The sequence below is a fragment of the Lachnoanaerobaculum sp. MSX33 genome (assembly GCF_000512995.1).
In the GTDB taxonomy this organism is placed as follows: domain Bacteria; phylum Bacillota; class Clostridia; order Lachnospirales; family Lachnospiraceae; genus Lachnoanaerobaculum.
On record NZ_AZXX01000038.1, the window covers coordinates 1 to 14,340 of the forward strand.

Here is a 14,340-nt window from a genome sequence, read left to right on the forward strand (position 1 = left end):
CTGCTTTCTCTTATATAGATATGTTACAGTTTGGCTTCCGCTTACATATGTTCCTGTTGCGTTAGACGGTACTGTATCTATCTCATAGTCTGAGTATGTCTCCGGCGTTGTTGTATATGGTAATCCAAGCTTTCTGCTTCCGTCAAGTACTGTCGGGGTGCTTAAGTCGCTGTTATCATATACTGATTTGTGGTATACGGTTACATCTCCCGCATCAGCTCTTCTATATACATAGGTTACTGTCTGTGGTCCCGGTGTGAATGTTCCTGTTGCGTTAGGCGGTACACTCACTAATGTGAAGTTCGGTATTGTCTTTGATGTAGTTGTGTATGGAAGGCCGAGCTTTCCTGTTCCGTTTTGGGTCTCAGGTATATCTATCTCATTTCCGTCCTCATCTACATATATAGTTGTCACATCTCCGGCAGGCATTCTTCTATATTCATAGATTACTGTCTGTGGTGTGTTTGTATATGTTCCGTTCTTATTTGCAGGTTGTGCTACCAACTCATAGTTAGGGATGTTCTTCTCTGTTGTTGTGTAGGCAAGTCCTAGCTTTCCGGCTCCTCCCATTACATCATCTGTATCCAGAGGTGTTCCTGTTCCCTGTTCTACATATTTTACAGTTATACTCTGAGCATCATTTCTTGTGTAAAGATATGTTACTTCTGTTGTTCCTGTAGCAGGATATGTTCCTGTATGTCCTGTCGGTGTCGCACTTACTACTGTAAAGTTTGTTACATTTACAGGACTTGTTGTATATGGAAGTCCTGACTTTCCTGCACCACTTAAGTTTTCATCAGGTGATACAGATGTTGTTGTTCCCGCCTCATAGTGATGTACTAATACATTTCCTGCATCATTTCTTCTATAGAAGTAAGTTACAGTCTGGTTTCCTGTAGTATAGGTTCCGTTCTTATTTGTCGGCTGGGCTACCAATGTAAAGTTCGGAATACTATGCTCTGTAGTTGTATATGGTAATCCAAGCTTTCCTGTTCCGTTCATTGTGGTATCAGGTACAAGCGGTGTTGTAGTTCCCTCTTCATAGTGGTGTACCACTACATCTCCTGCATTGTTTCTTACATACTCATATGTTACTACTGTTGTTCCTGTATTAGGATATGTTCCAGTATGATCTGTCGGGGTTGTGCTTACTACTGTGTAGTTTGCTACTGTTGCTGCATTTGTTGTATATGGTAAGCCTGCCTTGCCGGCACCGTTTAATGTCTCATCAGGGGCTACTGATGTTGTTGTGCCTTGCTCGTAGTGGTGTACCAATACATTTCCTGCATCATTTCTCTTATAGTAATAAGTTACTGTCTGATTACCGGTTGTATATGTTCCGTTCTGATTTGCCGGTGTGCTCACCAGTGTAAAGTTCGGAATATTTTGATCTGTAGTTGTATATGGAAGTCCGAGCTTTCCTGTACCGTTCATTGTGATATCAGGTACGAGCGGTGTTGTTGTTCCATCCTCATAGTGATGTACTATAACATTTCCTGCATCGTTTCTCTTGTACTCATATGTTACTACTGTTGTTCCGGTATTTGGATATGTTCCTGTGTGGTCTGTAGGGGTTGTATTTACTACTGTGTAGTTTGCTACTGTTGCAGGGCTTGTTGTATATGTAAGTCCTGACTTTCCTACTCCGCTTAAGTTCTCATCAGGTGATACAGGGGTTGTTGTTCCCTGCTCGTAATGGTGAACTATAACATTTCCAACGTCTTTTCTTCTGTACTTATAGGTAACAGTCTGTGGACTGTTTCCATGGGTAAGGGTTGTTGCTCCTGTTGCACTTGGGGTTGTTGCACTTGGCGCTCCGCTTACATCCACGCTTACAAACTCATAGTTTGCTATATCTGCCGACTTGTTTGTAAGGTTTTCATTTGTTCCAAGCTTTCCTGCTCCTGAGATAACCTCTGCACTTGGGCCGGCCGCTCCTGCAGGTGTGTAAAGCTCTGTTGTTGTTCCGTCCTCTACGTGATGTATTGTTATATTTGAAGCATCTTTTCTCTTGTAGTAATAGTTTACTACCTGATTGCCTGTCTGATATGTAACTGTAGTATCACCTGTTGCGTTCGGTGTGCTTGCACCTGCCGCTCCTGTTACGTCTACATTTACAAACTCATAGTTGGCTATATCCGCTTCTTTATTTGTGAGGTTTTCACTTAGTCCGAGCTTTCCTGCTCCGTTAAAGTTCTGAGCACTTGGTGTTCCCGCTCCTGCCGGTGTATAAAGCTGATTTGTTGTTCCTACCTCATAGTGATTTACTGTGATATTTCCTGAGTTCTTACGCTTATATACATAAGTTACAGTGATATCATTTCCTGCCGGCGGATAGTTTCCTGTATGATTTGCAGGTGTTGCACTTACAAGCTCATAGTTTGCGAAAGTATCAGGTGTTGTTGTATATGGTAGACCAAGCTTTCCTGCTCCGTTCTTTGTCTCAGGACTCTTAAGCGGAGTATTTGTTCCCTGCTCTACATAGTTTACTATAACATTTCCTGCATCTTTTCTCTTGTACTTATAGATTACTGTCTGTGCATTGTTTCCATGTGTAAGGGTTGTTGCTCCTGTGCTGCTTGGGCTTGTTGCACTTGGTGCTCCGCTTACATCAATTCCTACATATTCAAAGTTTGCTATATCAGCCGACTTGTTTGTAAGGTTTTCATTTGTTCCAAGCTTTCCTGCTCCTGAGATTGTCTCTGCACTTGGTGCAGCCGCTCCTGCAGGTGTGTAAAGCTCTGTTGTTGTTCCGTCCTCGTAGTGATGGACTGTTATATTTGCCGCATTCTTTCTTCTGTATCTATAGGTTACTGTCTGAGTTCCTGCTCTGTATGTAACTCCTGTAGCTCCTGTAGCTGTCGGGGTACTTGCTCCCGGTGCCGCAGTTACTTCCACGTTTACAAACTCGTAGTTTGCTATATCTGCTTCCTTATTTGTAAGGTTTTCAACAAGTCCAAGCTTTCCTGTTCCGTCAAAGGTCTGTGCACTTGGTGCAGCCGCTCCCGCCGGTGTGTAAAGCTGTGTACTTCCGCCTACCTCATAATGGTTAACTACGATATTTCCCGCATTCTTTCTTCTGTACTTATAGATTACTGTCTGTGCTGTATTTCCATGTGTAAGGGTTGTTGCTCCTGTTGCACTTGGAGTTGTTGCACTTGCAGCTCCGCTTACATCCACTCCTACAAACTCATAGTTGTCTATATCCGCTTCCTTGTTTGTAAGATTCTCTGTAAGCCCTAACTTTCCGCTACCGTTTATTGTCTCAGGTCCCGGAGACGTTGCTCCTGCCGGTGTGTAAAGTTCTGTTGTTCCGTCAATGTAGTGATGTACTGTGATATTTGCAGCATCTTTTCTCTTGTAGTAATAATTTACTACCTGATTGCCTGCTATATATGTAGCTGTAGTTGCTCCGCTTGCATTCGGTGTGCTTGCACCGCTTGCTCCTGTTACATCCACGCTTACATACTCGTAGTTGGCAATATCTGCCGCCTTATTTGTTAAGTTCTCACTTAATCCAAGCTTTCCTGTTCCGTTAAAGTTTTCAGGTCCTGCTGTCGCAGCTCCTGCCGGTTTGTAAAGCTGATTTGTTGTTCCAACCTCATAGTGGTTGACTGTGATATTTCCGGCATTCTTTCTTCTGTAAACATAAGTTACAGTGATATCACTTCCTGCCGGCGGATAGTTTCCTGTATGGTTTGTAGGTGTTGCACTTACAAGCTCATAGTTTGCGAATGTATCAGGTGTTGTTGTATATGGTAGACCAAGCTTTCCTGCTCCGCTCTTTGTCTCAGGACTCTTAAGTGGAGTGTTTGTTCCCTGCTCTACAAAGTTTACTATAACATTTCCTGCATCATTTCTCTTGTAGTAATAAGTTACTGTCTGTGTTCCCGGTTGGTATGTACCGTTTTGATTTGTCGGTACTGTTACTACCGTAAAGTTTGAAATTGTCTGTGTTGTTGTGCTGTATGGCAATCCAAGCTTATTTGTTCCGTTTAATGTTACATCAGGTACAAGCTGTGTTGTTGTTCCCTGCTCATAGTGATGCACTATAACGTCTCCCGCATTTTTTCTCTTATAGTAATAAGTTACTGTCTGTGGGCTTGTTCCGTGAGTAAGTGTTGTTGCACCTGTCGATGTCGGTGTTGTTGCACTTGATGCTCCGGTAACATCTGTACTTACATACTCATAGTTTGCAATATCTGCAGCTTTGTTTGTAAGATTTTGTGTTGTTCCAAGCTTTCCTGCTCCTGAGATTGTCTCTGCACTTGGTGCAGCCGCTCCCGCAGGTGTATAAAGCTGTGTACTTCCTCCCACTTCATAGTGGTTTACTGTTATATTTGCAGCATCTTTTCTCTTGTATCTGTAGGTTACTGTCTGTGGTGCAGCTTTGTATGTAACTGTTGTTTCACCTGTAGCTGTCGGCGATGTCGCTGAAGGTGCTCCTGTTACTTCCGTGCTTACATACTCGAAGTTGGCGATGTCTGCTTCTTTGTTTGTAAGATTCTCTGTCAGTCCCAGTTTTTCCGTTCCTACATAAGTTTCTGCACTTGGTGCTGCCGCTCCCGCAGGTGTATAAAGCTGTGTACTTCCACCTACTTCAAAGTGGTTTACAGTTATATTTCCTGCAGTTTTTCTCTTGTACTTTAATACTACGACATTCTGTCCAGGATTTAATGTTCCTGTCAAAGGTCTGCCGTTTGTAAGATCAGGCTCCGCATACTCATAATTAGCCACACCTGTAAGTGTTGTAGGCGGTGTTACCGTATATGGATCTCTAAAGCCGTGAACGCTGTCAGTATCGGCCACATTTCCGCTTCCGGTATCAAGCGGTATCGGATTTCCTGCCATATCTACATATTTTACTTTCAATGTAGAATTACTTGCCACAAGCGCAGCATTTGCTGTTTTCTTATCATCACTTGGTGTAAGTGTAACACTTGTTTCAAATACAGGATTGCTTCCCTGAGTTCCGTTAGCAAAGTCATTTCCTATTATAAGTGATGTAGAGTTAACACGGTTTGGACTTATAGTATCTCCTATTCCCGGTGTTATCACTACTTTGTATGTTCCTGCTCTTGAAATATTGTCAAAAGCGTAATCTCCGTTTGCATTGGCTGTGGTAGTCATCGGATTACCGTTTTCATCAAGTACCGGATTACCGCTTGCATCATAGAGACTTACCGTTCTGCCTGCTGCAGGTACGTCATCATCGGTTGTAAGATATGTACCGTTTCCGCTTCCGCCTGCAGGTGGAACATCATAGTAGATCTTACCGCTGATCTTATACTTCTTTGGTACTACAACGTTGCTGAGTGCCTCAAATGCACCTGTATAGTTGTCTCCGGAAAATCCCGCAAAGGTATTTACCGCTTTGTTCATGGTATCAAGAGGAGTGGTATCAGGCATCTTTGCTCTGAATGTGATATCATCCGCTGCACCGCTTGCCAGTGTATATCCCGGCTTCATCTTTATTCTGAACATAGTAACCGCTGACCAGTCTGAAACTGATGAAGTCCATGTAGCTCCTGCATAGTTGGCAGCTATATTTCCTTCTGTAACAGGGGTTGTACTGTATTCATATGTATAGTTCGGATTAGGATCAAGAGGACCTGTAAGTCCAAGTCTGTATGTTGAACCTCTGCTGGCATAGTTACCCTGCTGATCAGGTGCTATTGCCTTATCACCCACATGTGGCAGGATATCAAAGAATGTAAATCCGCTAACTCCTGTTATAGAGTTATTGAAAATGTTCAGCTTATAGTCTACTATCTGCTCGCTGTCGGGTGTTGTAAGTGATGAATATTGAGCAACATCTGAATCCGCTCTTTTTGATCTCTTTGTAAGGATCAACTCTAATGGCGGTGAGTAAAGATATGTAGCCTTCTTACTACTGAACTTCTCTGTAGTATTTCCGTCATTATCAAGGTCAAGTACATCTTCGTACTTACCGAGTACTTCATTAGAAGTAGCTTCTTCATTATTGTCCCATGACAAATATGTATCGATAGTATTCTGACCGCCTGCCATATTTCTTGTAGTCTTAAATCTTGGGCTGAAATATACATACTGATAACGGTCATTTCCCTCAGGAATATTTAAATCCGGAAGATCCCAGATATAGGCTGTCTTTCCTGTGTTCTTGAAGTTATACTCAACTCTGTAGTTACTCATAACAGCCGGTGTAAGTTCAGGATTCTGTCCTATACTTGTCTGTATACTCTTAAACTCAAGTGCCGGATCTGCAAGTAAGAAGAACTTAGGATTTTTTATTTTTCTGCCACCAGGCGGTAAAAAGTAATGGAATCTTATATTGTCGGTCATACTGAACTCTTCGTTCAGATACTTTGTTCCAAGATTCTGATTCTGTGTATCATGCTCATACTCTGCCGCAAAAGCCTTTGTCCATGTAACATAGTCACTTCCGGTACCTGTCCATGTTCTTCCGGCACCGTTATCTCCGTTTACTGTTGCAGTATTTCTTGTCTGAATATTACTGCTTGCATTATTCGGTTTTGACGCCAACTGCGCTTTTGCAGTATTATATGCATTTTCTTCAAAACGGAATCTGTATCTTATATCCACTACTCTTCCTGTAGGAGCCTGAATCTCTATAGGATTTGTAAACCTAAGCTCTATTTTCTTGTAGAATTTAGGAGTCGGAAGTCTTACCTCATTTGCATTACTTGTAATTTGAACATTTGTAGCAATTACTTCCTCACTGTTGTCATCCTTTACACCTACAAGCTTGTTGTTTGAAAGAGCTGCAAGCTGTGTATTGTCAAGCGCAGGTATGGTCTGTATAGTTCCTGAGGCATCTACAACTTTACCTGTAGGATTAAGGACTCTTATCTGATATCCCACAAGCTCCATATCTGTAACCGGTGTATCAACTACAGAACTTACTCTTGTATGGTATGTTCCCATAGTAGGGTATTCTTCAGGATTACCTACGTACCAGTTCCAGTTAAAGCCCATGTTGTAAACATGCTCTGTCTTATCTCTGTCTGTAAAAGTAAATCTCCATGGACTGGCGCTTTTACTCATATATAATCCTCTGTCAGTTGCCGGAACCCTAGGGAAGGACCAGTATCTTACAGAGCTCTTTGACTTCTCAAGAGAAGCCGTATCCAATGAACCGTCATCATTTACATACTGCCATGTAATAGGGAATTCCACTGTTACAGGAGACGCCTGTGTACCTACCGTCTGATTATTATATCTGATATTGAAACCTTCATTGGTATAGTTTAAGTTACTTTGAAACTCTACATCCTTACTTATAGTATGGTCTGCAGCATTATATGTCCAGCTGCTGTTTCTTGTATCTGTAGTATCAAAGTTTTCATTTGCAGGAAGCTGTACGGTAACTCTTGTCTTTCTTCTGTCACCACCTACAATCTTTGTCTCTGTACCGTGGTATGTACCTGCTGCCGGCCAGTTTGTTCTTCTTGTATTGAACTGAACATATGTAGCCAAATCGTTTGCCAGAGTTGTATTGTTTTGTAAACTGCTTGTACCCTGTGCATAGTAGTAATCTCTTCTGATATTATTGTTTTCATCTGTATATCCTACCGGATATGTCTTTGCAGAAAAGGTACTGTTGGTACTCTCAAGCAAAGTATCATTTGCATCATATACCTGGTATGGAATCACATAGGTCTCATCATTTGCCAATGAGCGATCCTTTATTGTTGCCTTAAAAGGTACTGTCTGAGTGGTACCGCCTCCAAGGCTTATAAATTTAAGTTTAACCTTGTGAAATTCGCTGCCTGAGCTGTCAATGCTCAAAAAGTTGCTTGCCGGTCTGTTTATCCAAGTAGAAATATTACTTGAATTTATGTACGGGAATACTTTCTTTGGCAGATAAAGTACTCCATATGCTCCCGGAATACTCCTTGTAGTGGACGATATCGTAATATTTGCATAGAACGAAACCTCTTCTCCTACATAGAAATCTCTGTTTCCTCTGCTGTTGACAACATTTCTGTCGTATGTAACCTCTGCCAAAATATCCGGATCGTTTACTATGCCGGGCGGACCCGCATAAGCTGTAAATAATTCACTCATTGACAGAAAAACCATCACAAATGACAAAAGAGCGGCTAACAGTCGCTTTCTAAAATTATTCATTATTTCTCCTATATACTTTAGTAAAAATATTAAAACTGTAAAATTATTGAGCCTTCTTTTTGATTGCTCCGCTATTTATATCCTGTTCAATACTTTACCATTTATGTGTACATTTCATGACTACCTCCCCTTACTCTACAATCAAAATGTTGCTTAAGATTTTTTCAAAGGGCTTTGAAAACACTTAGGTTTTCCATATCATTAAAGCTCTTCAATATCTTCTTAAAACATCCATTTATCAACAGTGCTCGATTATCATAGCATATGTTTTATAAAAAATCATTAATAAATTTATACAGTTTTTTAAAAAACAATAACACATTTTAAAAGTGAACTTTAAAGATTTTAAACGGTGTTAAAGCATAAAAAAGTCGGGATTTTCTTATCCCGACTCTGATATTATTCTATGTTTTTATCCTATCTAAAGCGCAATGTACCTCGTTTTTCCCTGGCTATAAGGTTACATACAAACGCCGCTGCCGGTATAATTCCCTGCTTAAATATTATGGCAAAGTCCACACTGTAAGCTCCATATGCTGCAGCCGCTATAATACAAAAAAGTGACAAAAGTACCATTTCTTTATTTTTCCTTATCATACCGAAGATAATACCCAAACCCAAAAAACCGTTATACAGGCCCTGATTTGCAGCCATGGTTACTGTCTGAGAAAGAAAGTCCGCAGTCATATTCGGATTGATTTTCATTCCGGCCTGCTGCCAGAAAAACATTTCCAAAGCCATTATTCCAAAACATTCAATTGCCGCCAATACAGCTAAAATCTTTGCCGCTTTTAACATAAATCCTCCTATATAATATTTTTGAGTTTTTTATTTTATATATATTAACGTAATAACACTGTACGCCACTAAAGCTGTTATCATAAACAATGATATAAATGCCGATATAAAGTTCTCTTCATCTTCACTTTTTACAAGCGGCTTTATCTGTAGCGGCACCGGAAATCCTGTCGGACACATAAAGTATAATAATACTCCGGCTTTAAATATATTATCCGCCATATATGTCGGGAAGAAAATAAAAAATCCTATAATTATAACTACACATCCGCATATCCTTATTATACCCAGCTTCAAAAGCGGAAGCAGTAGAGATTTTTCCATCTTCAGCTCATAACCCAATGTAAAGAGGATTATTCCGGTAATAGGTGTGATCACCATCTCTATTGTAGATGTATAAATACTTCCAAGTTTGCTGTTCATCAAATGTCCTTGAACACCTGTCATATTGGAGACTATTCCGAATATAACCGCCAGCATAAACGGACTTAAGATTATTCTCTTTAATAATACCCTTATATCCGCTTTTTCTGAAAGCTCCCTCGTAACCAGTATAGGAAGCAATCCGAAGTTTATTAAAATACCTGCCACATCAAAGGTTAATATATTTACCGCATTTGACTTTGCCACCATGCTTAGGTATAGAGGCAATGCTACATTTCCACCTTCACAGGTAAGTAAGAGGAATGGCGAAATCTTTGCATATTTTCCTCCCTTCCCCACAATAATCTTTCCTACTATATATATTATTATCCATAACGCATCCACATATATTATCTGTGGTACAAAGCTTTCAGAAATCTTTGATTCTGCAAGTACATGATATACCAGTAATGGAAACAATATATTAAATACTATTTTCTTGGCCCCTTCATTTTGTTCCGGCTTTATCCACGAATACTTTCGGGATAAAAATCCCAAAAACATCATAAAGAAGACCGGAAATAATACTTCAACAGCTTTCATTAAAACTCCTTCTATCGTTTTACCGTCAAATTCTGCTCAGCCTGTCAGTCATCAGAGTATATATATCTATTACGCTTTCAAAAGTTGTCTTTATAATATTTGCAATTTCATTTGTATACCCCGGTGCAACTATTATTATAGCCTCAAGTTTTCTCTTCCTTGCCTCATCCGGTGAAATAATCGGAATATGTGATGCCGGTGCATATTTTCCCTGCTTAAAAGGTGCGGAATCTATTATACAGTCTACATAATCTGCAATACCTGTGGTTGCACAGAGGGTAAATCCCTGATGTGACGCTCCCCATATTGCTATTTTACCCGCTTTTGCATATTTTTTTACAGTTTCAAGCACCTCTGTTGCTATATCATTTTTCTTTGAAATGATATAGCAAATATCCGGAAGTTTTCTTTTCTTTACTATCATTGATATGGTGTCTCTGTTTACCGTTTCTTTTTCAAGTACTTCAAATCCGCATATATTTAAAAGATGTGTAAGGCTTTCAAAGCTGTAATAAGCTATATGATCCGGAATAATTTCATAGAAACTGTTTTGCTCCATGATATATTCAAAGCTTGGCACCGTAATGAGTCCATAACCCTCATCACATAGATTATTGTATATTGCTTTTAAATATGTTCTCGGATGCGGCTGATGCTCAAGGAAGTTAAAAGACATAAAAGCGTCAAAAGGTCCGTTCTTAAATATATGATCTTCACTCTCCGGGAAATCCTCATCCACTCTGAGTCCTGCTTCTTTTGCAATCTGTACAAGATCCTTTTTGTGTTCGGTGCCGTACCCTTCTACCGGAAAGTCTGAGAGCATGCCGAGGAATTCTCCTCTGCCGCAGCCTACCTCTATTATCTTCTTTCCTTCCAATGATGCAAACTCTATAAAATGTTTATACTGGCTTTTTCTTAGGCCTTCCATTGTTGTGGAATAGCCGCCGGCTCTTATAACATCTCTATAATAATATACCGCATCATTTTTTAACTGCACAAGACCGCAATCCTCACAGACACATAGTGATACTTCTATACCGCTGTCTTTATCAAGCTCTTCCTTTGTCGGAATATCCTGTGCACTTGCCGGCATATTTTCTATTTTCATAAGTTCATGTAATGAACCTTTACAACTGATACATTTTTTCAAAAATATTCTCCTCTATAGCTTCTAATCTTTGATATCGCACATATCCATGATACCGCCGCCAAAGCCATAAGCTTCTTTAAAGCCGATTTCCTTTAATAAACCGATACTCGGATTTAAAAAAGGTGTGCCCTCACTTGCAGCCTCTCTTTTTTCAACTATGATATTGCTGTTGCTTTTCAATATCCTCTTCATATCCTTTACATAGTCCATAAGCCGCTTATTATCTTCACCCGCTATATTGAACACATAATTCCCGTTTAAATTCTTCGTTGAAAGCAGGTAAATCGCATAACAAAGGTCTTTAATATATATATAATTCCAAGACTGTAAACATTCCCCGGTATGTACATCAATATTTTCTCTAAAATTATTGATACTGGAAGATATTAAAGAGGTCTCATGATCGCCTTTTCCAAACACTGAGAAAATACGCATATGCACATATTCTATGCCTAAATCATCTCCAAGTTTTTTAAGTTCTTTTTTTAATTCGAGCTTTGCCTTGCCATACTCCGATTTTGGTGAAGTTGATGAGTTTTCATCCTGTAAAGGTATTTGTTTGATGTCAAAATCCTTACCGTATACTTTTTGTATATCCTCCAGAGTCTGTCCGTATTCCGCCTGAGATCCTGCAAAGAGCATTCTTTTTGCATTCTTCTCCTTACATACTTTCATAAGCCTTTTTGCGAAATCTATATTTTCAGATTGAACGGCTTTATCCATTCTTCCTGTCTTGCCTATTCCGCCCCACGCCAGATGTATGCATATATCAAAATTTATGTCCAGTTTTTCTATATCCTTCATATCAAGAACTATAAGCTTGAATTTATTGTTTTTTTCATACTTTAAAAGCTCATCTTTGCCTCTTGCATTTTCTCTGACCAAAGCAAGTACTTCTTCATTTTTTGAGAGAAAGTATTCCACCAAATGTCTACCCAAAAACGAAGCCGCTCCTGTAATAAGTACTCTCATAGTTTACTCCGGCATCCTCGGTATTATCATATTCTCGTCCATTTCCTCATCTGAAAGGAATGGAACCAAATCTTCAAGCGGAGGACTCACCATTCTTCCGTCAGGCATTTGCTTACCTGATGACTTAGGCTCAAAGTTTTGCTCCGTAGTTACAAAGGCCTCACAGATTACAGGTCCCTCGGCTTTAAAGGCCTTTTCAACAGCATCCGCAATTTCCGAATTTGTCTTTGCACCGATATAATTTATACCGTAAGCGTTTGCTATTTTTTCCATACTTGGGAATGAGAGGTCTCCACTGTCAGGTCCGATTCCAACCAAAGGCTTGTCACCGAAAAACTTATTTTGAGTCTGTCTGATACTGTGATATCCTTCATTGTTTATAAGGAATATTTTTATATCCGCCTTATGATGCACTATTGTCTGCAACTCCTGCAAATTCATTTGTATGCTTCCGTCACCTGTAATAAGTATCAGCTCTTTATCAAATCTCTTCCCTTCAATATTTGCCATATATGCTCCTATTGCGGCCGGCAGGTCATATCCCATGGATGCCACCGCAGAGTTTGATATAAATCTTTGACCTTTTTTTATAATGTATGAATGTCCGCCAACCACACAGGCAGATCCGTTTCCTACCACTGTAATCTGATTTTCTTTTGCCCTGTCACCTATCTCTTTTATAAAAGCATATACATTAGCTTTTTTACTGTCATCCTTTTCAAGGAATTCTTTTCTGCAGACCGGATATTTCTTTAACCAGTACTTAACTGTTTCATTCCAGCTCATTCCTTTAAGACCTTCACCGCCTTCAAATACAGGCGTCTTTTGCTCTTTTAATACATCTATAAGCTGTCGCATAAATACCTTACAGTCTGCATGAACAGGTATATCAATATGTACGGTAGGCTTTTTTAATTCTTCTTTATCAATATCATTTACTATGGTAAAGGCCTCTCTTGCCCAACCTTTATAGTTAAATCCTACCTGTCTGAGACTCAATCTTGATCCTACCGACAGTAAAAGGTCTGAGTTTTGCACAGTAAAGTTTCCCGGTCTGTCCCCGAAATTTCCCGGTCTTCCGGCGTATAGAGGATGGTCCACTTCTATACAGTCCTCCGAGTTCCACCCTACCACAACCGGAATATTTAAAATTTCTGCCAGCTCCATAAACTCTTTATGTGCATTTCCTATTCTGATACCGTTTCCGGCATTAAATACAGGTCTCTTTGCTTTTCTTATCCTGTCAATAATTTCTATAAACACATCCCTTGATAAAGGTTTCGGCTCATTACCGAGATCTAACTTTGTTCTGTTATCAACATCAATCTTATATGGTGAGGGCTTTGCCCAACCGTCACCACCGGACTCATAATTTCCGATATCAAAACCGATCAGTTCATCTTCTTCTATAATACTTCCCTGTACATCAAGCGGTATATCAAGCCAAACCGGTCCCGGTCTGCCATGTGTTGCAAGATAGGCACATTTTTCAACCAGATACCTGATTCTCATAGGTTCCGTTATCATTTCACTGTACTTACTCATACACTCTATTGATTTACAAATATCAAACTCCTGATCTCCCATAGCTCTGATACCTGTTCCCGAGTATCTGGCAGTCCAATCATACCTTACCTGTCCTGAAATTACAAACATCGGTATCGAATCAAGCCATGCACCGAGCACGCCTGTGATAGCATTTGTTCCCCCGGGACCTGTGGTAACACATAGCACCGCCATTTGGTTATTTATTCTGGCATATGCCTCAGCCGCCATTGCACAGGCCTGTTCATGATGATTATATGTAATGGTAAGACCCTCCTGATGTCCCAGTCCGTCATTCAGATGCATTGCTCCTCCGCCTGTAACACTGAAGCCATGGCTTATTCCAAGTTCTACAAGTCTTTTAGCAATATAATTGCTCAATTTGATTTTCATAGTATTCTCCCTGAATTCTAAGTACTTAAATTTTATATCAAGTCAAAATCACGACCAAAATATTTATAAAATATCAATACGATTATACCATAAGATTTATAAGTATTATAGCTTTTAACAAAGCCTTTTGATTTTATTATTATTGATTCAGTTCGTAGAGTTTTTGTTGGTAACTGTTCCAACCGAATTTTTTGTGTCCAAGTTATCAACAGCTTGTATCTATATTTTTCCTATACAGAATAATTTCTATGTACACAGTCTAAATGGTAACTAATAATGAACTTGACAACTTAATAACCACTCAGAAACTCTACCTTGGAGAAGACTGCCCATTTTTAAGATGTATCAAGTTGGTTATTGCGTTGTGAATAATTCAGGATAAA

6 protein-coding genes are annotated in these 14,340 nt (G+C 39.7%); all 6 read right to left on the reverse strand.

Annotated features, from left to right (window positions below):
• Positions 1 to 8,133 (reverse strand): MucBP domain-containing protein (locus HMPREF1495_RS03770; protein ID WP_034212184.1); only part of this gene is annotated, 8,133 nt, incomplete at its 3' end.
• Between the two features lie 417 nt (positions 8,134 to 8,550).
• Complete coding sequence (locus HMPREF1495_RS03775; RefSeq protein WP_034212187.1) at positions 8,551 to 8,931, reverse strand: DUF1304 domain-containing protein; 381 nt, start codon at positions 8,929 to 8,931, stop codon at positions 8,551 to 8,553.
• Between the two features lie 30 nt (positions 8,932 to 8,961).
• Positions 8,962 to 9,897, reverse strand: a complete 936-nt coding sequence (locus tag HMPREF1495_RS03780) for an AEC family transporter (RefSeq protein WP_034212189.1) — start codon at positions 9,895 to 9,897, stop codon at positions 8,962 to 8,964.
• A 25-nt stretch (positions 9,898 to 9,922) separates the two neighbouring features.
• Positions 9,923 to 11,047, reverse strand: coding sequence for a class I SAM-dependent methyltransferase (locus HMPREF1495_RS03785; RefSeq protein WP_034212191.1), 1,125 nt, complete (start codon positions 11,045 to 11,047; stop codon positions 9,923 to 9,925).
• 21 nt (positions 11,048 to 11,068) lie between these two features.
• Positions 11,069 to 12,019 carry an NAD-dependent epimerase/dehydratase family protein gene (locus HMPREF1495_RS03790; protein WP_034212193.1) on the reverse strand — a complete coding sequence of 317 codons (951 nt, stop codon included), beginning with the start codon at positions 12,017 to 12,019 and terminating at the stop codon, positions 11,069 to 11,071.
• A gap of 3 nt (positions 12,020 to 12,022) precedes the next feature.
• Positions 12,023 to 13,957: a thiamine pyrophosphate-binding protein gene (locus HMPREF1495_RS03795; RefSeq protein WP_034212195.1), complete on the reverse strand. Its 1,935-nt coding sequence runs from the start codon at positions 13,955 to 13,957 to the stop codon at positions 12,023 to 12,025.
• Between the last annotated feature and the right edge of the window lie 383 nt (positions 13,958 to 14,340).